Here is a 21,254-nt window from a genome sequence, read left to right as displayed (position 1 = left end):
GTCCTCCACACCCAAAGTCAATCATTTTTTTCTATCTTGCCACCTAATAAACGATAAGAAACATAAGTAGCTAGAGAAATACTACAAATAACACTTAAAAATGCTAATTGTAAAACAAAATTTATCAGAATTAATACTAAGAATACAATTACAGAAATAATTATCGGAAATGGTTTAGATATTAGTAACGTTAACGCATTATTGCTTTCTTTAGTTGCGGACTGAAATGTCGTTGCGACTAAGGCCATCAGATAAACGAACGTGAATGTTAAAACTACCGTATGCCATTGTGTATTACCTATCGCAATCTTATTCAGTACGATCATTGCAATACCTACTGCACCAAATCCAAAATTGATCTTATAATCTCTCAGTAATTCAAACCATTTTTTAAAGAAATATTTGAAGAAACTGCCGCTACCATTGACTTGCCATTCTTGAACTGCTGAAAAACTAGCAGTCAGTCCGGGAATTGTGAATAATGAAAGCATCAGCCACATTACAAAAAGCACAATGTAATAAGTCGCAGATATTGGTAAATTTGAGAGAATAATCGCAGTTAAGATAACTGAAAAATTGATCAAAAAGAACGAAACATTAATTGTAAACAAAGACCAAATCCAATTTCCAGCGGTTATTAATTTTTGACCATTCTTCGAGTTTAAATTAATCACGTTTTTCCCTCCTTAATTATTTAACAGCACCATCTGTAACACCTTTGATAATCCACTTTTGTGCGATTAGATAGAAGATAATTACAGGTAGGATCGAAATAGTAATTCCGGCTAGAGCCAAATGCCATTGCTTTGTATATTGACCGAAGAAATTAAACATTTGTAGTGGAATTGTGTATTGAGTTTGTGGTAATACCAATGATGGTAATAGGTAGTCATTCCAGATAGCAATGATATTCAAGATTGCTACTGTAACAGTCATAGGACTGAGCATTGGGAAAATAACTTTGTAGAATATTTGCCAACGACTTGCCCCTTCCATTTCAGCAGCTTCATCCATTGCCAACGGAATACTAGATAAAGTACCTTGGTATAAGAAGATCGACAAACTACAATCGAATCCTAAGTACATAACGACAAGTCCCCACATATTTAGGAAGTGAACACCACCGAAGTTAGCAGTCAAAGGAATCATAACTGATTGGAATGGGATCAACATAGCTGAGATAAACAGCATTAGTAATCCGCCACTCAATTTTGATCTATTTCTTTGAAGTGCATATGCACCCATTGAGGCTCCCAAAATAATAACCAAAACAGATACTACGGTAATGATCAGTGAATGAGTTAATGAAGCCATAAAGTCCAAGGCCTTAAAGGAATTAACGTAGTTAGCAGTTGTACTTTGTATTGGAAGCGAAAGTACTGATGCGAAGATTCCTTTTGGTGTCTTAAATGAGTTAGTAACGATTAGGTAGAATGGGAATAACCAAATGATTCCAAGGATGATTCCAAAAACTCCTAAAGCAGTTCTACTTTTTTTGCTCATTATAGATCTACCTCCCTCTTACGGTTGTAGAAGACTTGCAATAATGAGATTGCAGCAACAATCAAGAAGAAGATCATAGCCTTAGCTTCTGATAAGGCAAAGTTACTTGAATTGTAAGCTGTATTAACAATATCCATCGCCAACATTTGTGTTGAATGATATGGTCCACCATTCGTCAATGAAAGGTTTTGGTCGTAAATCTTGAATCCGTTTGAAAGAGTTAAGAACATACATACTGTAAAGGCTGGTGCGATCATTGGGAACGTGATCTTAGTGAAACGTTGCCATGCTGAAGCACCATCGATTTCAGCAGCTTCGATAACTTCATTAGGGATATTTTGCAAGTATGCGATGTAAATGATCATGATATAACCACTCATTTGCCATACAGTAACAATAACTAATCCCCAGAATCCTGTTACTTCATTTGTAAGCCAGCCTTGCAACCAACTCATGTGTAATGCATTACCCAAAGCTGAAAAGCCCTGTGTGAAAATGAATTGCCAAATAAATCCTAGGATCAAACCACCAATCATATTTGGCATGAAGAATACGGTACGTAGGAAATTACTTCCCTTGAATTTTTGTGTTACTAGTAATGCTAACCCTAAACCAATTACGTTTAGTAAGATCACAGTTACAATAACAAAGCCCACTGTAAACCAAAAGGCGTTAATAAACGCCTTATCGTGGAACAATTGAATGTAATTTTGAAATCCTACCATCTTGGTATAAGTAAGACCATCCCAGTCGGTAAATGAATAGAATAAACCTTCAAGTACCGGAATGAATACAACCAAGGCTAACGCAACGAGGGTTGGCGTTAAAAATAGCCAGAATGAAAGACTTCTATTTTTCATATTCATTGCCCTCTTTTGTCAAACTAGTTACTCTTTTGTTGTTTTGCCCAGCCATCTGTCATATTCTTGACTGTCTTATCCCAACTTTGTTTGCCAGATAAGTACTTTTGTAGGTTAGGTTGTGCAACGTCTGGATCCCAAGCAGTACCTGTGTAACCAGGGAATGCCCATCCAGTTGTTTGACCCTTTTGTTCGTAGTCATAAACTACTGATGTTAGTGGGTCTGACATCTTCAAATTGTCGTAACCTTTGTATGCTGGTACATAGTGAAGTTTATTAACAACAGCTTTCTTACCTTCTTTAGATGTGTACAACCAGTCTAAGAAGTCTTTAGCAGCTTTTTGTTCAGTTGCTGATTTACGTTTGTTAACAGCCCAGTATAGTGATGTTCCGACTGGTAATTTACCTTCTTCACCAGGTACAGGAATAGGAATCATACCAATATCGTTTTGTGCGAAGTTCTTGTCAATACCTTCAACTGTAGGATAGATCCAGTCACCTTGTTGAATCATGGCTGCCTTACCTTGTGAGAAGTATTGGTTAACTTGTGCTGAATAGTCCATTTGCATTACTGGTTTGATTGAATACTTCTTTTGTAGATCAAGCATTGTCTTCATATCAGCATTCTTTGAGAATTTCATGCTCTTTGACTTGTAAAGTGTTTGGGCATTACCATTGTAATCTTGTGCTAAGTAAAGGTTTAGCAAGTGATCAGACATGATCCATGCTTCCTTACCAGGTAATGCGAATACACCCTTAATACCTAATTGTTCCTTTTGAGCATCCAATTGTTCAACAGCTGCTTGCAACTTGTCAACAGTTGTCAAACTTTCAGGATCGATTCCAGCCTTTTCAAAGACTTTCTTGTTGTAAACAAATCCATAACCTTCAACGTTGAATGGAAGTCCAACAGTCTTACCGTCAGACTTAACAGCACTCAATACACCAGGTTGTGCGGCCTTAGCAGTCTTTGTGTTTGATAGGTCAGCTTCATATGCCTTGAATTGTTTAACATCGGCAGGACCAGCCAAACTAAAGATTGTAGGTGAGTTACCAGAAGAAATTCTTGTCTTTAGGACAGGATCATAATCTGTACCACCACCGATTGATGTAACTTCGATCGTGACATTCTTATGAGTCTTCTCATATTGTTTAGCAATTTGTTTGAATTGCTTATTGTTCTCGACCTTCCCTTGTAGAATAGTGATCTTAGTCTTACCACCAGAAGATGATGAACTACTACCACTACCGCTACTACATGCAGCTAATGTAAAAGTTGCTCCAGCTGCTAATGCAACCACGGCAACGCGTTTTCCGAAACGTTTCCAGAAACCTTTTTTCATTACCTTGACCCCCTATATAATAATTTCTTTACTACAGTTATAATTATTGTTCTGATACCGGTTTCTTGCAAGCGTTTTCGGAATGTTACCGATAACAAGATTGTTCCATACCAATTAAAAAAGTCAAGCTAATCCCTTGACTAGCTTGACTTACAGAGTTTTTCTAATATTCGATTATGATTGGATCGTAGTCAATCGACAACAATCCATGATGAATTTCAACGCTATTTTCAGTAATTAAATTAGTGTATTTTGCATCAGGAAAGTCCATTTTGACACGGGCGGCTTTGCCCTTCAACGTGAAGATTCCAACACGTGTTTTTTTGCCTAATTTAAAAGTAACTTTAACAACATCATCGTCCAAAGCTTCAATATCGTATGCACCTTTATATTGAATCTCATCTTGACTTAATTCATGCAGACGCTTGATCAACGGACTAATATCAAAGTCAGTATTCCAGTCTAACTTATCCATATCAAATAAGTCAGGTTGGTGTTTCATACCTACTTCTTGACCGGCATAGATCAAAGTTGATCCTTTCTGGAAGGCTGAGAAGGCTGTCCAATTGATCAAATCATTTTCATTAGGGAATAAGTGATGTGCCCGAGGTTGATCGTGATTCTCTAGACCACGCATCTTAATATAGTTAGCTGGATAGATAAGCTCTTGTTGATTCAATGCTTCAACGTATCGACTCAGCGGTATTTCTCCTCTAATATAACTACGATAAATTTGATCAATATCATAGTCATAGGCATAATCAAAGGCACGATAGATTTCACCATCGGATGAGATCCAGTATCCCTTATTACGAATGGCCTTGATGTAGTCGCCACCAGTTGATTCAGCTAACCATAAGATATTATCGTTAACTTTTGAAACCTCTTGACGAGCCTTTTCCCAGAATTGAATAGGCACTTGTGGTGCAACATCGCAACGGAAACCATCGACGATCTTCGCATACATCTTCAAAGTTTCAATTTGATAATCCCACAATCCCTTAACAGAATAATCTAATTCCGCAACATCGCTCCATTCCGGATTCTTGTTATACAAATTACCATCGTCATCGTGCAAGAACCATTCTGGATGCTCTTTAAGTAAGACTGAGTCACGTGAAGTATGATTGTAGACAATATCGATCATTGCCTTCATTCCATGCTCGTGAATAGCCTTGACTAAATGTTCAAAGTCCTCCCATGTTCCTTGAGACTTATCAATTTTTCGATAATCACTAATAGCATATGGTGAACCTAGAGCACCTTTACGATCTACAACACCAGACGGATTGATCGGCAAAAGCCAAATATAATCCGTACCAAGATTCTTAATACGTTCAAGGTCTCTCTCCAAAGCCTTCAGTGTTCCCTCCGGCGTATGATTTCGTGTAAAAACACTATAAATTTGTATTTTTCTAAGATTAATATTTGTTTGATAAGCCATTAATCTAATCCCCCATTATTATTCATCAATGCACAACATCCCCATGGTTCCAAATGAACTCGTCCATTGACTATTTGTATTTGTTGATTTGCTAATGCTGTGTGATAGTCAGTTTCAGTTGGTAATTGATAATCAACTTCCTTATCAGAAAAATTAACTATTACTAATCCTGACTTGTCACTTGTATTTCGTTCAAAAGCAAACAAATCAGCATCTGTTCTTAATAAACGATAACTACCTAAAGTAAAACAATCATCAGACTTGAGTCGTAGTAGTCGTTGATAAAAATTCAAAATACTATCTTCATCAGTCAGCTCTTGATAGGCATTCTCATGAGAGTGTTCAGCCCAGTTCCAAGGACGTACACTAGAAAATCCCACATATTCAGAATTATCCCATTGAAATGGCCCACGCGCGGTCATTTCATCTTGGTCGTTTAATAATTGAAGAATTTGATCATCGGCAATATTTTTTGAACGCAAATTTTGGATAAGGTCCATCGCTCTCTGATCATCGAAATCAGCTAACTTGCTGTACCTTAGTCCGTGCTGTCCTAATTCTTCACCGTAATAAACGATTGGAATCCCACGTTGCAAAAACATCATCATTGCTAAGGATTTCTTCAATTTAATATCATCCGTCGGTAATTTCAAGCGATCAACAAAACGACTAATGTCATGATTGCCCCAAGTCAAAGCAGGAAAGCTAGTATTGGCTAAAACACTCTCCCACTTGATAAATGTCTTCTTAAATCTGTCCAATGATAACTGGCGTGGTCTGAAGAACTTAGGAATATCACCATAATTCTTGTTGTCATATACTTCACCAAAATTATCAGATGATACGATCATGTCACAAACATCCTCATCTGGTTGAGTGTATTCAGCTGCCTGATAGGCATCAGCTGATGCGGCTTCTCCTAACAGGAATATGTCAGGATTTTCCTTCTTTATTTGACTGACAAAACCACCTAAATACTTTTTAACTTCAGGTAAATTAGCGAAGAAAGTATCATCGACTGGAAACTTCTCTGTATTATCCAATGCCATTTGCCTCAAATCAGCTTTGGCCATATGAATGAAAGCATCCAGTCGAAAACCATCGACACCCTTTTGAATCCAAAATTTAGCAATATCAGCCATTGAGTTTTGAACTTCAACATTTTTCCAATTCAAATCAGGCATTTTTTTATCAAATAAATGGAAGTAATAATATTCACTTTCAGGATGGACTTTAGACCAGACGCTGCCACCAAAGAATGAACCCCAATTATTTGGTTCGTGACCATCAACTTGTTTGCCCCAAATATAATAATCTTTGAAGATGCTGTTCTTGTTAGTAATGGCATCTCTAAACCATGGATGTTGATCAGATGTGTGATTGATCGGCAAGTCTAATATTATATGTAGGTTTCGTTTGTGGGCCTCATTTAGAAGGTTTTCAAAATCATCAATCGTTCCTAAACTCGGATCAATTGCGAAATAATTTGATACATCATAACCATTATCAACTTGTGGCGACACGAAAATCGGATTCAACCAGATAGTATTAACACCTAGCTGCTTAATATAATCTAATCTTTGAATAATCCCTGGCAAATCCCCGATGCCATCATTATTGGAATCCTGAAAACTTTTCGGATAAATTTGATAAATAATTGCATTATCATACCATTTCATTACGTTTAAACCTCCTAACTGGTAACCGCTTCCAAACAAGTATAAAAAAATAAGCCCAATAATAATAGGGCTTACACAAATGTTACCGATAACAACTTTTTTTAGTCTCTTAAAGTTCCACCTAAACTAATTTTAGGTTCAAAAATCAAATTTCCCTGGGATGACTTGGAATTTATCTTATCTAATAGATTCTCACCACAAGCACTTCCCATCTCAATAATCGATTGCTTCACGGTAGTTATCTTTGGTGATGCTACCTGACTTAAGAACACTCCGTCAAATCCCGTGACACCATAATCATTAGGTATATCACCACCGCAACGAGCGATTCCCCGTTCAATCCCCATTGCCAGGCGGTCAGAAGCACAAATAAAGGCCGTATTCGGTTCAATTTCCTTCCAATGCTCAGTGATAAACTCTTCTGCTAAATGACTGTGGTTCTCAAATCTATACAATTCTGGGATCATTTGGTTCTCTTGTACTTGCTGAATATAACCAGCTTCACGTGAATATTCAAATGATTCCTTGCTATCTATACCAATATAAACTAAATGCTCATATCCACGCTCAAGAACTAGCTTTGCCATTCTATACGTTCCAGCCTTGTTATTAGTATCAACATAGTCTAATCCATAGCGATTTTCACCAAACATAATAACAGGCTTATCTAACTTCTTGATCCAATCTAGATCATCTTTTCGCATACCAGTAATAATATACCCATCACAATTACCAATATCAAAGTTCCTTCGAGTTACTAACTGCAGTGAATATTGGTGTAGATCTAAGGTCTTGGCAATACCAACCATTAGGTTCATATAATAAGGTTCAGTTGTATCTATATCTTCTAAAATACACAATTTAACGATTCTCGTAGAATTATTAACCAGAGCTTTAGCGATTAAATTAGGATGATAATCTAATTCTCGCATAGCCTGATAGACCAATTGTTTTAGTTCATTAGTAACCATATCAGGGTGATTAATAACTCGCGATACTGTCATTTTTGAAACGTTGGCGCGCTTCGCCACATCCATAAGTGTCGCCATTTTTTTACAACTCCCTCAATATATATTTCCCTTATGGTTTTAATTATACCAATTACCGCTTTCTTGTTCATTATTATTTTTATATATAAGAAAATAAGAGCCATCATATCTATAAGTTAGATACGATAACTCTTATTTTTTTCAATGAGTTAGTTAAAACTAATCCCAGATTTTTGTTTAAAAAGATGTGTCCTGATCCAAGGAATAACCCAGTAATCCAAACCGATCTTTCCAGCGTTGAATCCAGCGAAGATAATAAACATTTCTAAGAAAATATATTCAGGGTTAACTGAAACCGTACCAGCTAACATATATGAGAAATTCATCATCATCGCAAAGAATGTAGCTGCAGTAGTTAAGCATCCGAAGATAAGTCCTAGTCCAACTAATAACTCACCCCAAGAAACCATGAAGCTGATGGCACCGTTATTTGGTAGTATCAAATGTTGAATCATACCATTGAACCAAGGATAGAGAACATTTCCTTCGGGTCCCTTAACCGGGTTCTTAACGACTCCCATCAACATTCCTTGAGCTGAGAATCCTCCAGTCACCTTTCCCCATCCTGAGATTGCCCATTCAAATCCCAAATAGATTCTAATAATTGCCAAAACAATCGATGCATATTTATTATTGCGTAAAAATTTAACCATCCTAATCGCCCCTTCCATGACAATATACAAATCATACTACTTTGAGATTATATACACAAAGAATTGTTCTTTTATATAAAATATTCATATTTATTCTAGAAAAATTAAAATTTGTATATACAAAAAGCAGCCATAAAGGCTGCTATCAAGGGATTATTCGTGAACTTTTAATTTCATGATATTTTCAATAAATTCCGGATCATGATGATCAACTATTTCACTATGTCCGATATCAAGAGTTGAAATTTGCTTCATGTCAGCATCATTTAACTCAAAATCAAAGACATCGATATTTTGAATCAATCTTTGTTCATGGGTACTCTTAGGAATAACCACTACTCCGCGTTGCAATAGCCAGCGTAAAGCAACTTGGGCTGCTGACTTGTTATATTTCTCACCAATCTTAGTCAAAATTGGATCGGTAAATATACCACGCTTACCTTCATCGAATGGACCCCATGCTTCTGGTTGGATATCATTCTTATGCATGTAGTCAATTGCTGCTGGTTGTTGATTGAAGACGTGCAATTCAACTTGGTTAACGGCCGGTTTGATCTCATTAAATTGAGCGAAGTCAGCCAAACGTGCAGGTTCAAAGTTAGATACACCAATAGCACGAATCTTGCCTGCCTTATTCGCTTCTTCCAAAGCTCTCCATGCACCATAAACATCACCAACAGGTTGATGCAATAAGTACAAGTCTAAGTAATCAGTCTGAAGATTATCCAATGACGTTTGAATTCCCTTCTTAGCGGCTTCATAACTCATATCTTGAATCCATAGTTTTGAAGTTAAGAATATATCTTCACGTTTGACTCCGGATTCTTTGATACCAGCTCCAACGGCTTTTTCATTGAAATAAGCTGCCGCTGTATCGATCAAACGGTAACCGTTCTTCAATCCATTTAATACGGTTTGTTTAGCAATTTCTTGATCTTCAACTTGGAAGACACCTAGACCTAATTGTGGCATCTTTATGCCGTTATTTAACGTTACGTAATCCATTAATAAATCTCCTATCTTATATTAATTAGCTGAAACCAAATAAGGAGCAAGTAAAGCTGGCAACTGAACATCACAAAACTTCACTGTCCATTCACTAGGAGTGAATTTAGAATCAGTCATACACCAAACTGATACCATCCCATATAGTTCTGTACCTAGAATACGTGCGAGAACATCAACCGGTGTATCAGAATTCAAACGATTATTACTGATCCCTTCATTTAGTATTCTGGTAATAGATGCAATATCAAAATCCCATTTAATAAAATCACTAGATGTTTTTGCAGGATCAACAACATTTTTGACCCACTGCCGGGCTAGTTCTATCCCGCTCTTCTCAATCACGAGCATAAAATTAACGAAGTAATATCGTAATTTGGTTTCTACATTCTCTGTTGAAAGATGTGTCACATCGCTTTCTAGAGCATAGAATGATTCCAATCCTAGTGCTAAAACAATATCTTCTTTCTTTTTGAAATAACGATAAAAAGTTCCTTTAGCGACACCGCTAGCGTTAGTGATATCTTCCACCGAAAGATCACTGAAATTGTGATCCGCCAACAGTTGCATCGTAGTCTGTTTGATTTTTTCTTCAGTTGCTTTTGCTTGTTCTTGCCTCTTTGACATTGATCTCATCCTTTCGAAATATATATTATATCTTTAGTGACTTAAAGTCAATGACTAATAGTCATCTAGATTTATTTACCATACATTATATCAATACAATTACGATTCTATTACTTGCCTATTAAAGCATAACTGGTCAGAATTGAGCGTCAAAGGGGTGATTTTATGATTTTTTATATCATTGCTTTAATCGTCTTCATGACTCAATGTTTCTTAATGATCTTTACTTATTTTAATGACAAGTCTAAACATAAAAAATCGAATAATATACTCAAAAATAACGATCAAAAATTTTTTTATATCATACTAGTTCCCTGTCTTAATGAAGAAACCGTGATCCAAGATACTTTGAAACATTTATTAAAACTCAATATCGACCAACACATCATCGTTATCGACGATGCATCAACTGATAAGACTATCAAAATGGCTAATGAAGTGTCAGGTCCTATTTCCATTCTTAAAAGAACCTTACCTGATGCCCAAACTGGTAAAGGAAACGCATTGAATTCAGCTATTCCAATGATAAAAAAGATAATTAGTGAATCAAGTTACGATAATAAACACACAATTATTGGCGTAATGGATGCAGACGGTGTTTTGAGCTATAACTCTGGTGATGAACTCAATCAAGCCTTCTGTGATAGTACAGTCGATGCCGTTCAACTCAGAGTGAAGATGAAAGCACCGAAGTCAATTTTACAGACATTCCAAGACATTGAATTCTTCGTCATCAATCATTTAACTCAATTGTTCCGTTCAAATATCGATGCCACTGCTCTTTGTGGAAACGGACAATTTTTCCGTGCCTCATCTGTCTTTTCCAAATTAGGTGATCATCCCTGGGGTAATGCCCTTCTAGAGGACTATGAACTTACTTTAAGAATGAAACTTCAAGGATTAAAGATCACCTATATTGGTAATGCTTACGTAGATCAAGAGGCTCTGACTAGTCTTAAAAAACTAATCATACAAAGAGCACGCTGGGCACAAGGTGGCTTCAATTGTTGGAAATACCTTAAACCAGTTATCAAATCTAAGATCATGACTGATTTGCAAAAAGACGACGTGATAATGTTCTTCATTTTTCCAGCATTGAATCTCTTATCTGACTTTACAATTATCTATTACACCATCAAGTTCTTCTTTCTTGATGATCATGATCTACTGAATGGATTTATTGATTTAGCATTCCTGTCCATTCTTGGATTGTTGTTTGGAGTATTATTCACTCAACTATACGTTAAAGAGCTAAAAAATACCGAAAAAAAAGGTGTGATCATCGACCACACCGACTTCTTGAATAAGAAGTTAAATATTTTTAAAAAAATCAAAGCTATTTTATTAGTTTCATATATGTATGTTGTCTTATTTGGAAGCTTAATGATATCAATCATTCGACTATCAAAAAGGAATAATAGCTGGGTAAAAACTAAGAGAATTTAATTTCTCTTTTTTTTCAGCATAAAATACAGAAACAACATGAATCCAGCTAAAATACTTACTAACAAACATGGTAAATAATAACTAGGAACAAAGATGCTCTTACTGATTAATTGAAAAATTGCTAATTTGAACATAACAACCACCTCAATCTTTGATCTAAGGTGGTTGTATCATGTTTAATTATGTATTTCAAATAATCAAACTAGAATTTTTTCAGTAGCTTTGCTTTCTTAACATCTTCGATAGTCTTAGTACCAGCTAGTTGCATAACAGTCTTGAATTCATCATTAAGATGTTCAACAACTGAATAAACACCATCAGCACCACCAAGAGCTAATCCATAAATCATTGGTCTAGCAAGGGCAACCATATCTGCACCACTAGCCAAAGCCTTAAAGACGTGTGATCCACGACGAACTCCACTATCAAAAATAATTGGAACTTTGTGGTTGACTGCCTTGGCAACATCACTCAAGACATCGAATGAGGCTGGTCCACCATTTAGTTGACGACCACCGTGGTTTGAAACATAAATACCATCAGCACCAGCGCCAATTGCAAGCAATGCATCTTCAGGACTTTGAACACCCTTAACAATAACTGGTAAGCCGGCGATATCCTTGATACGTTTAATGTCAGCAGGACTGATCTTTTGAGCAGCAGCGGCATAAATCTCACCGATACCTTTGCCCTTTCCATCGCCTTCACTGAACTTAGTCAAGTTAGCCATTGGGATTGGGAATTGGAAGTCATTGACAATATCGGACTCACGATAACCGTCAACAGTGGCATCAGATGTCAAAATGATGGCTTTAGCGCCAACTCTTTTAGCTTCATTCAAGAGGCTTTCATTGAAGTTCCAATCCTTACTCATATAAAGTTGGAAAAATTGAGGTGCACCATTTCCGGCAGCCATAGTATCAGCAATCGATGTTGATGAATAAGTACTCTGTGACATGATAGCTCCTGCTTTGGCAATACCAGCAGCAGTATCAATTTCACCTTTAGCGTGTGCCAAACCTTGTGCAGCAGCTGGCGACATCATAATAGGTGTCTTCACATCAATACCAAAAATACTTGTATTAGTTTGTGGGTCATCAATATCACTTAGAACTCTAGGTACGATTTGCACATGATTAAAAGCTTCAGTGTTGGCTTTCAATGTCCAATTATCTTCTGAACCACCACTGATATAACCAAAACCACCTTTAGGGATGATTTTTTCAGCCTCAGCTTCCAAACTTGGTAAATTTAAAACCTTAATTTCCTTCTCATTATCATTTTGAAAATATCCATTAGTTTCTGTCATTTGAATGCCCTCCAATTTTTTAACACGATCATCTTAATCTAAGCTATACAGAATGACAAATAATCTTTCTCGCTTTGGCAGGACGTCAAAAAAGCAGCTTCGAAGTCGGGCAGACTTCAAAACTGCTTTTGAGTTACGGATTTAGCATATGATATGTAGTTTGTATTTGATAAATGTTCAAATTTCATTTACCACCATTAATTATCACGCTAATAATAGTTTTAGTAAACACATTATAGACGATGTAACCGAATCGTTAGTTGAATCTTACAATTTTGTAAGACTGTGCACTATTTGAGTTCCTCTAAGACATCGTTTAGCCACTTAATATGATTACTTTCACGCTCAATTGCACTACTTAAAATCAAATAATGACCATAACTTGATTCAATATCACTGCTTTTCGAAAAAAGTAATTTTTTTCGTTCAAGCAAATGCGAATAATGAGCTGAATTGATCTTTAGCTGCTGCTGTATAAGCTTTTTCATCAAGGAATCATGCTTATCTTTAACAAAGTACAATTTCAATGAGAATAGATCATCTTTTTCTGATAGTGGTTCATTGAGCCACTCACTTAAAGCATCATTTCCTTTGTCAGTAATTACGTAATAAGTGGATTTCGAGTCGGAGCTTTCTTCATCCGACATGACCCATCCATCATCGATCATTCGTTGTAGTTCTGGATATATCTGACTATGGGACGCGTGCCAAAATTCGCCAATTTCATTATTGAATTCTTGGCTGATCTGATAGCCAGTCAACTTAGCTTGATTATTGATCAATCCCAATAATATATATGGTAAAACTCTTTTCTTAGGCAATTATTTATCCCCTATCTCTATTAAATCTACCATGAATATTATCGCATCTTATTAAAGAATCTCAAATTATTTATTAGTTCTCTTATATTCAGCATCAAAGTATTTGCCATTACGAATATCATCTGGAAGTTCAGCGTATGGTGCTTCACTGATCACATCTTCGTTATCAATTCCGGCATCACCAATATAAGTGATATTTGCGAATTCAGGAACCAACAACTTAGGATAGGTTTCGTATTTTTCGCGCGATTCATGCATTAAGTCTAAATGATCATTTTGATATGTCACAGTAATTTCAGGATGTTCTTCAACCCACTTAGGGAAGAAGATTGTTCCATGGATCTTCTTCTCGTTTGGTAAGAAGTCTAGCGCAACATCAGTTCCAGTTGGTTCAGTCCATGAAATCTTGTAGATTCCTTCTGTAAGCATTACAATATCTGCTTCTTGATCAGTCACCCAACGTCCGGCAACCATGCCACCGTGAATACGATAGTCAACAGTATGGTCATTCTTAGCGTACCATTCGTATTCCCAGCCGTTTTCATATGTATAAATAAAATGTGTTCCTAAAAAATCTTCTAAAGTTTTAAATTGTTTTGTCATAATTATTCTCCTATGTCGTTATCGACAAAAACTAGTATATGTCGATAACGACATAAAGTCAAGCGATTAATTTCCTAAATAATTGGCAACCAAATGAATGATCCACAAATGTGCTGGATAGAAAACATAGAATAAATACTTCAAATCCCTGGCGTACTTACCTTGTGTGCCATTGTACAGATGTAATAAGGGCACGATCAAGATGAAAAACATATTGCTGGCATTCATTGCAATTCCATCAAAAATACCTAATACATTGCCTGTATCCATAACTGGAATAGTCATTGATAATTCAATGATGCCAATAAAAACTGCTAAACCTAAGTATGATAGATCTCGTTTTTTGACATTGTTATAAGTCAAATTGGTAATAAACATGAATGGCAATAGTAGGAAGCTACCTTCAAAAATAGGCAGACTACAGATCAGCAATAACGCAAAAGCAAGATACTTATTGCGTTTAGTTTCTGTATTCCATAGTGTCACGATTGCCGCACCAATCGCTAAAGTCACAAAAATATTATCTCCAAGAATTGACATTTGGTAGTCTTGTTTTAAAAATTGGTTCATAATGAAATTACCAAGTGCCATAAATATTCCCCAACTTGATAATCTGAATAAATAACTCCGTTTACTGTGAGTATATCTGAGCCCCTCTACAACTAAGTAGCCAAATCCCACCGCAACAACACGAGTTATTAAATGAAACGCATCCGCTAAGTATGGTGAAATGAAATAAGGTATGTGGTCCAGAACCATCAATAACATTAGTATTAATTTAAATATTTCTCGATCATAAGTTATTTTTCGCATAAAATTCTCCTCTATAATTTCCTTTAATCATTATTCCGGAGATATAAATACAAGTAAATAGACCTTGCACAAGTGTTAGGACAAGTGACAAAGTCGTAAGGAGATCAAAATGACATCATTCAATGCTTTCACACTTTCAATAGCTGCTATTATTATGGTTATCACCAGTATAGTTGGTGTTGTCCTGTTATCTACTTCTGTTTTTAAGATCAATTCTTCTTTGAAAAAAACAGTTGATGTAATCGAAAAGTACCAACGTCCATTTCTGATCATGGAGATGAGTAAAAATAATTTAACTATCAAAAACACTGGCAAAACCCAGGCTATCATTGATTCTGTAATGATCAACAATAGTAAAAAATTAAATGAACTAGACAATAAATCTATCAATCCTGAACAGTCATTTTTGATAAAAAATATTTATAAAAATCAAGAAAAAATATCAATTGAAATAAACTATCATAGTGAAAATAAAATCTACAAGGAGTCCTTCCTTCTTAGATAAATTGGAGGTTCACTATGCAAAGTGGTTCATTAGCAGATTGGGTAACTGGTATTGGAGAATTACTGGCCGTTTCTGTAGCATTGTTCCTACCGTATTTTAATCGACGTAAAACCATCATCACTTGGAACACTCGTGCAAAAAAGATGATCCTGAGATCTGTCAAAAAAATAATTAAGGTCAATGGTACAGATGATATTCAAACCAATGAAGACTTTGAAAATCTTAGTCTTTTCGTTGAAGTCTACTCGATCATCGCTACTTCTGCCTCAACCATCAATATAATTACCTACGGTGATGAAATTCTCGATATCATTGGTGACTCAAGTAAACTGTCCGATCTGCAAATCAAAGAGATACAAAAAAAGATAACTGATCTAAAAACTGGAAAGCAAAATTAATTGCTTTCCAGTTTTTTAATTGAAATATTTAGCTGCGAATTCTGTTGTCTTATTAATATAATTACGTGTCTCTTTATTGTAAGACTTACCATGTTCGGCACCCTTTACGATCCACATCTCCTTAGGATCGTTAGCATTTTTATAGTTAGTATAAATATTGCTTGTCGGCACAAACGTATCTTTAGAGCCATGGATCAAGAACAATGGTACATGGCTCTTTTTCAAAGTATTCTTAGTATTTGCTTCATAAAAATTGTAGCCCGCAAATATCTTCGAATAAATTGCTGCTGTCTGAACTAATGGAAAACTTGGCAAATTAAACATTTCCTTTAATTGATAATTCAGTTCACCAGAAATAGTTGAGTAACCGCAGTCCTCAATTGCCCATTTCACATTCTTAGGTTGTTTGCCTAGAGTATACATTACCGTCGCAGCACCCATACTGATACCGTACAATCCTATTTGAGACTTCTTCCCATTAAGTTTATTTACTCTACTTATCCATTCCATAATGTCACTACGATCTTTCCATCCATAACCAGCGTATTCTCCGCCACTCATTCCGAAAGAACGATTATCAGGTGCTAAGACATTATAACCCGCATCATGAAAGATCTTGACGAACGAACCCATATGCTTGCTGGCACTTCCGTAACCGTGAATCACCACAACTGTTTTTGCGGTTTTCTTAGTTGCTGGCAGATACCTAGCTTTCAACGTTAAACCGTCTTTTGACTTTTCCGTCCAAATTTGTTGATCCTGTTCGCTGAACCATTTATTATTGCCAGTCAAAGGTTTGTTACTGACCGTCGTACTGCCATAGCCACCCTTTTTGAAGGCATAGTTAAATAAGTAAGAGCCTCCGGCTAAGTCTGCAACAATAAAGATTCCCAGTAGCGAAATCAATACTATCTTTATTATTTTTTTCCCATTCATAAATCTAACCCACTTTTTGTCGAAATATTTGCACTATATCATTTTAACAAAAAAAAAGTTGAGTTTTCTACTCAACTTACAACTAATTAATTTAATTGTTGGCTAGGATCATCAGCGACGTTTGTTGATGATTCAACTTTGTGGAACCAGTGGATGTGTGAATCGAAGAATGCAATCATATCATTCATGAAGTACATAATGTATGTTAAGAACAATACTGGGCTGGCATCGCCTTGAGCTGCTGTAACACCCCATAAAACGATTGACATAACACCTTGGACTGTCCAGAAGTAATATTGTTCACGGAAACGTAATGTACATAACAATGCACCTGTGAAACCAATAGCACTAGCTACTGAATCGATAACTGGTCTAGGACTAATAAATAGATGAGTATCCATTAAATAAAGAAGTCCCCATGATGCAAAGAAGAATAAGGCTGTTAATAGCCACTTTGGAGCTGTTAGACCATGAATATGCTTTTCAGCATCCTTTGCCCATTGTGGACTGATCAAAACAGGAATATCCAAAAGGATAATATAACTTGTTTGTAAAATAACATCAGCGAAGTTCTTAGCGTTAATAGCTACGAAAATATAAATAAGTGCTGAAACCAAACCTAATACACCGTTTAAAGGCTTTGCATTAGTAATTGCAACTGTACATGTAAATCCTAAAACACCAGCGAACCATGTTGCGATGGCAATACCAGTAATACTATGTGAAAGCGTTGAAGCTGTGATGGCACCTAAACCAAACATCAAAAGCATGTAACTCTTGAAACTCCAACCTCTCATTTGTTCGACATACCACTTTGGGCTAAAAATACTTGTCATTTAATCCTTCTCCTCACTTTTTTGAAGCTATATTTGTTCCCCTTTAAACGAACAACAAATAAAATATTACCACTCTGATTATGAATTTCCATGTTTTATTTTTAGTGAAATTATTAACAGAAGTGTTCCACAGCGATATGACAAGGATTGGGAGAAAATATTAAATTTTTAATATCTGATTGAAAGCGATACAACATATGGTAGCTAATCAGCCGATAAACACAAAATATAGATTTATGGTAAAAAAATAATCCCTTAACGGAATTATTTTTGTAATAATTAGATTTTACCAACTAAGTCAGCACCAGGAACAATAGTCTTTTCACCTGGATGCCAGTTAGCAGGACAAACGTTATCACCATTTTCAGCAACGAATTGTGCTGCTTCTAGTGTTCTTAGGATTTCTTGTGCATTACGGCCAATGCCCATTGCATTTACTGTGTATGACTTGATCACACCTTCAGGATTGATGATGTATACACCACGGTATGCTTGACCGCTCTCTGAATCAATCAAATCAAAGAAGTCTGCCAATTGATGCTTTTGGTCGGCTAACATTGGATATTCGATTTTACCAATACTATCAGTATTTTCAGCCCAAGCCATATGTGAGAATTCACTATCAACAGATACTGAATAAATCTCAGCATTATTTGCTTTAAAATCAGCATAATGTTTTTCTAGATCTTGAAGTTCTGTAGGACAAACGAATGAAAAGTCAGCTGGGTAGAAGAATAAAATCGACCATTTTCCAAGCAAATTTTGTTTATTGTAGCTCTTCAACTCGCCATTATGATAAGCCTTGACATCAAAGTCAGGAATTTCTTTATTAATATAATTCATAAACAAAATACCTCCTAAGTTATGCTTATATTTTAATACAAATCTTTTATTAAACATAGTCTCAACTTAATTCTCTGCTAAAATGTATAGTATCAATTTCAAAGGGAATGTTTATTAATGAATAATACTGAGCAACAAATTAAATTGATCCATGATTTTTCATATCAAAAAATGTCCGCTGATCATACAGGACATAATTTCGACCATATCGAGCGAGTTGTCAAAATGGCAAATCGAATTTCCCAACAGGAAAAAACTGATAAATTAATTACTCTGGGAGCGGCATACTTGCACGATGTTGCTGATGATAAACTAGTCGATGATCCTGCTAAATTGGAATCTGAAATTAGAGATTTTTTGAAGAGTATTCAATTGGATAATGACCAAATCGATGAAATAATGTATATCACTCACAATCTATCTTTCAGTAAATCTCTTAGCAAGAATCCTCCTAAACTATCCTTGGCTGGTCAAGTAGTTCAAGACGCCGATAGATTAGATGCAATTGGTGCTATCGGCATCACACGTGCAATCTACTACGGCGGTGCCAACGCTGAGACGATATATGATCCAACTATCAAACCACGCGAAAAGATGAACAAAGCTGAATATCGTAATTTGGACAATGAAACAATTATTAATCATTTCTATGAAAAACTGTTAAAGTTAACTAGTATGATGAATACGACAACTGCTAAAAAAATTGCCTTACATCGTCAACAATTTATGTATGAATTTTTGAACGAATTCAAATCAGAATGGTTATCAGAAATATAATTTTGGAGGGTTCCTATGACATCATTTGCTGAACAGGATAAAGAATATTATGAACATATTTTGAGAAATCTAAATGAACGCGGCGTTACGTTACCAGATATTGCCGAAATCGTTATTTTTTTGGAAAAGGATTATGTTGATGGATTAGATGAAGAAATCTCTATCTATGCTATCAACAAAGTTCTCCATAAACGCGAAGCACAAAACGCTATTATGACTGGTATTGAACTCGATGTGCTTGCTGAAGAAGGTTTGTTGTCGGCTCCAATGCAAAGAATTATGAAAACTGATGAGTCTACCTACGGTATCGATGAAAATATGGCTATCACATTGGCTAGTTTGTACGGTTCTGTTTCAGTAACTAACTATGGTTATGTCGATAAACTTAAGCACGGTATTCTGGCTAAACTGAATGATAAGTCGACTGGAAAAATCAATGTTTTTCTTGATGATCTGGTTGGAGCTATTGCTGCCGCTGCTTGTGGTTGGTTGGCTCACAATGAAAATGAAGTAAGTAAGATGATTCATGAGGGTAAATGAGTGTTCGCTAACCTCGTCTTACCTATTGGTGCTAGCAAATTTGCATAATATTTAGTAATTACTATACTTTCTTAGATAAAAAATACGCGTCACGAAATTTTGTCGTGATGCGTATTTTTATATTAAAATTTATAAATTTTATACAGAATTTGAATTTAATCTAATCATTAAATAGGATATGATGTTATATATAGGGATATTTGATCAGTATTATTAATATTCACAGTTGATTACTTCTCACAGAACTCAAAAACTCAAGAAGATAATAAACTAGATCAAATCATAAACAAGCTAAACGATTTAGATGTCGAAAATAAAGACTTACACAAAGAAATTAATAATCTAAAAGAACAATTACATGAGAATTCAAAAAATGATTCATAGGGGGAATCTTCGTGCATGCTAGGGAAACTATTTTAGACAAAATTTCAAGAGAATGTCTTATTCGTAAAAATCTCAAAGATATTCCCTTTATTCACTATTTTTCGAATGATTTTATGGAACGTAACACACAGTACTTCTGTATTGAGGATTTTATGAAAGCCATCGGCGTTGTCAATCTTGAAACCTTAAATCAGGTTGACAAAGAATCTTGGAACTCTGTGGTTAATCAAACGACTGTTTTTGAAAACTGGGATCAAATGTTGAGTGATGCTGGATCTGAATATTATCAATTACATATGCAAAAAGGACTTGTCATCTGAAATGACAGGTCCTTTTTAGTCTACCAATAATACGGCTATCTTAGCTTTTTCAATAACATGATGAGTAATTGATCCAATCAACAAGTTATGGATCGCATGCTTCCCTGTTTTGCCAATAACGATCAAATCCGCACCGGTATGTTTGGGAACCTCAGTCGCAATCAATCCACGTGGATCACCTTTTTCCAAAATCACATTGTATTTTATCCCAGCATTCTTCAATTGCTGCTCGGCCACTTTAACGTATTTTTTTACTTGAGCTTCCAAATCATTGATCAATGGCATATAAGATACACCAACACTAACAGGAATGTTATTAGTATTAACAATAGCAACTAGTTCAATGAATGAACCAAATTTTTGAGCTATTTCAATACCTTGATTTAACGCTCTGAATGAAACTGGACTTCCATCTACGGCAATAATAATTTTCTTAAACATGATTGCTCTCCCTTTTGATTAGTTGAGTTCTCTTATTTAAGTTTATGGGATTGGGAAATTTTCTACAATAAATCAGCTATCAAGATACAAAAAAAGAGACGAGGCGGTTTGACCTCATC

At 35.6% G+C, this 21,254-nt stretch carries 24 protein-coding genes; 6 read left to right on the top strand and 18 right to left on the bottom strand.

What is annotated here, in order from left to right; translation table 11 throughout:
* Positions 1-17 precede the first annotated feature (17 nt).
* The 10 genes from U8519_RS01805 to U8519_RS01760 form a co-directional block, all read right to left on the bottom strand.
* Positions 18-674 carry a hypothetical protein gene (locus U8519_RS01805; protein WP_334328618.1) on the bottom strand — a complete coding sequence of 219 codons (657 nt, stop codon included), beginning with the start codon at positions 672-674 and terminating at the stop codon, positions 18-20.
* Positions 675-690: 16 nt separating this feature from the next.
* Positions 691-1,503 (bottom strand): carbohydrate ABC transporter permease, encoded by an 813-nt coding sequence (locus U8519_RS01800; protein ID WP_334328617.1) that lies wholly within the window; start codon positions 1,501-1,503, stop codon positions 691-693.
* Positions 1,503-2,363, bottom strand: a complete 861-nt coding sequence (locus U8519_RS01795) for a carbohydrate ABC transporter permease (protein WP_334328616.1) — start codon at positions 2,361-2,363, stop codon at positions 1,503-1,505. Before U8519_RS01795 ends, U8519_RS01800 begins: the two co-directional genes overlap by 1 nt.
* Before the next feature lie 23 nt (positions 2,364-2,386).
* Positions 2,387-3,706 carry an ABC transporter substrate-binding protein gene (locus tag U8519_RS01790; protein ID WP_334328615.1) on the bottom strand — a complete coding sequence of 440 codons (1,320 nt, stop codon included), beginning with the start codon at positions 3,704-3,706 and terminating at the stop codon, positions 2,387-2,389.
* Positions 3,707-3,869: 163 nt separating this feature from the next.
* On the bottom strand, positions 3,870-5,150 hold the full coding sequence (locus U8519_RS01785) for an alpha-amylase family glycosyl hydrolase (RefSeq protein WP_334328614.1): 1,281 nt from the start codon (positions 5,148-5,150) through the stop codon (positions 3,870-3,872).
* Positions 5,150-6,829 (bottom strand): alpha-glucosidase, encoded by a 1,680-nt coding sequence (locus tag U8519_RS01780; protein ID WP_334328613.1) that lies wholly within the window; start codon positions 6,827-6,829, stop codon positions 5,150-5,152. Before U8519_RS01780 ends, U8519_RS01785 begins: the two co-directional genes overlap by 1 nt.
* Before the next feature lie 101 nt (positions 6,830-6,930).
* The gene (locus tag U8519_RS01775) at positions 6,931-7,878 is read right to left on the bottom strand and encodes a LacI family DNA-binding transcriptional regulator (RefSeq protein ID WP_334328612.1); all 948 of its coding nucleotides are present in this window, start codon (positions 7,876-7,878) and stop codon (positions 6,931-6,933) included.
* Positions 7,879-8,027: 149 nt separating this feature from the next.
* Positions 8,028-8,531 (bottom strand): DoxX family protein, encoded by a 504-nt coding sequence (locus U8519_RS01770; protein ID WP_334328611.1) that lies wholly within the window; start codon positions 8,529-8,531, stop codon positions 8,028-8,030.
* 153 nt (positions 8,532-8,684) lie between these two features.
* On the bottom strand, positions 8,685-9,536 hold the full coding sequence (locus tag U8519_RS01765) for an aldo/keto reductase (protein WP_334328610.1): 852 nt from the start codon (positions 9,534-9,536) through the stop codon (positions 8,685-8,687).
* Between the two features lie 21 nt (positions 9,537-9,557).
* Positions 9,558-10,163 (bottom strand): TetR/AcrR family transcriptional regulator, encoded by a 606-nt coding sequence (locus U8519_RS01760; RefSeq protein ID WP_334328609.1) that lies wholly within the window; start codon positions 10,161-10,163, stop codon positions 9,558-9,560.
* Positions 10,164-10,328: 165 nt separating this feature from the next.
* On the opposite strand from U8519_RS01760, the gene U8519_RS01755 reads away from it, so the two are divergent.
* On the top strand, positions 10,329-11,609 hold the full coding sequence (locus tag U8519_RS01755) for a glycosyltransferase family 2 protein (RefSeq protein WP_334328608.1): 1,281 nt from the start codon (positions 10,329-10,331) through the stop codon (positions 11,607-11,609).
* Between the two features lie 202 nt (positions 11,610-11,811).
* Here U8519_RS01755 and U8519_RS01750 read toward each other — a convergent pair whose 3' ends face one another.
* From U8519_RS01750 to U8519_RS01735, 4 genes are all read right to left on the bottom strand, one after another.
* Entirely contained in the window at positions 11,812-12,918 is a 1,107-nt protein-coding gene (locus U8519_RS01750; protein ID WP_334328607.1) for a lactate oxidase, read from the bottom strand.
* A gap of 290 nt (positions 12,919-13,208) precedes the next feature.
* Positions 13,209-13,739 carry a PadR family transcriptional regulator gene (locus U8519_RS01745; RefSeq protein ID WP_334328606.1) on the bottom strand — a complete coding sequence of 177 codons (531 nt, stop codon included), beginning with the start codon at positions 13,737-13,739 and terminating at the stop codon, positions 13,209-13,211.
* Between the two features lie 66 nt (positions 13,740-13,805).
* Positions 13,806-14,342 carry a phenolic acid decarboxylase gene (locus tag U8519_RS01740; protein WP_334328605.1) on the bottom strand — a complete coding sequence of 179 codons (537 nt, stop codon included), beginning with the start codon at positions 14,340-14,342 and terminating at the stop codon, positions 13,806-13,808.
* 66 nt (positions 14,343-14,408) lie between these two features.
* On the bottom strand, positions 14,409-15,155 hold the full coding sequence (locus U8519_RS01735) for a TraX family protein (protein WP_334328604.1): 747 nt from the start codon (positions 15,153-15,155) through the stop codon (positions 14,409-14,411).
* A gap of 109 nt (positions 15,156-15,264) precedes the next feature.
* On the opposite strand from U8519_RS01735, the gene U8519_RS01730 reads away from it, so the two are divergent.
* The gene (locus U8519_RS01730) at positions 15,265-15,660 is read left to right on the top strand and encodes a hypothetical protein (RefSeq protein WP_334328603.1); all 396 of its coding nucleotides are present in this window, start codon (positions 15,265-15,267) and stop codon (positions 15,658-15,660) included.
* Between the two features lie 14 nt (positions 15,661-15,674).
* Positions 15,675-16,058, top strand: coding sequence for a hypothetical protein (locus U8519_RS01725; protein WP_334328602.1), 384 nt, complete (start codon positions 15,675-15,677; stop codon positions 16,056-16,058).
* Positions 16,059-16,073: 15 nt separating this feature from the next.
* Here U8519_RS01725 and U8519_RS01720 read toward each other — a convergent pair whose 3' ends face one another.
* From U8519_RS01720 to U8519_RS01710, 3 genes are all read right to left on the bottom strand, one after another.
* A complete protein-coding gene (locus U8519_RS01720) occupies positions 16,074-16,994 on the bottom strand; it encodes an alpha/beta hydrolase (protein ID WP_334328601.1) in 921 nt (306 codons plus the stop codon).
* Between the two features lie 86 nt (positions 16,995-17,080).
* Complete coding sequence (gene pnuC, locus U8519_RS01715) at positions 17,081-17,830, bottom strand: nicotinamide riboside transporter PnuC (RefSeq protein WP_334328600.1); 750 nt, start codon at positions 17,828-17,830, stop codon at positions 17,081-17,083.
* A gap of 279 nt (positions 17,831-18,109) precedes the next feature.
* Entirely contained in the window at positions 18,110-18,673 is a 564-nt protein-coding gene (locus U8519_RS01710; protein WP_334328599.1) for a peroxiredoxin, read from the bottom strand.
* A gap of 117 nt (positions 18,674-18,790) precedes the next feature.
* Here U8519_RS01710 and U8519_RS01705 point away from each other — a divergent pair, with 117 nt between their 5' ends.
* The 3 genes from U8519_RS01705 (at position 18,791) to U8519_RS01695 (ending at position 20,694) form a co-directional block, all read left to right on the top strand.
* Entirely contained in the window at positions 18,791-19,450 is a 660-nt protein-coding gene (locus U8519_RS01705) for an HD domain-containing protein (protein WP_334328598.1), read from the top strand.
* A 15-nt stretch (positions 19,451-19,465) separates the two neighbouring features.
* Entirely contained in the window at positions 19,466-19,990 is a 525-nt protein-coding gene (locus tag U8519_RS01700) for a phosphatidylglycerophosphatase A family protein (RefSeq protein WP_334328597.1), read from the top strand.
* Positions 19,991-20,385: 395 nt separating this feature from the next.
* On the top strand, positions 20,386-20,694 hold the full coding sequence (locus U8519_RS01695) for a hypothetical protein (protein WP_334328596.1): 309 nt from the start codon (positions 20,386-20,388) through the stop codon (positions 20,692-20,694).
* A gap of 15 nt (positions 20,695-20,709) precedes the next feature.
* Here the strand turns inward: U8519_RS01695 and U8519_RS01690 are convergent, their stop codons facing one another.
* The gene (locus U8519_RS01690; protein WP_334328595.1) at positions 20,710-21,135 is read right to left on the bottom strand and encodes a universal stress protein; all 426 of its coding nucleotides are present in this window, start codon (positions 21,133-21,135) and stop codon (positions 20,710-20,712) included.
* Positions 21,136-21,254: the final 119 nt, after the last annotated feature.

It is taken from the genome of Companilactobacillus sp. HBUAS59699 (assembly GCF_036913575.1).
GTDB lineage: Bacteria > Bacillota > Bacilli > Lactobacillales > Lactobacillaceae > Companilactobacillus.
This window is presented reverse-complemented; position numbering and strand designations above follow the sequence as displayed.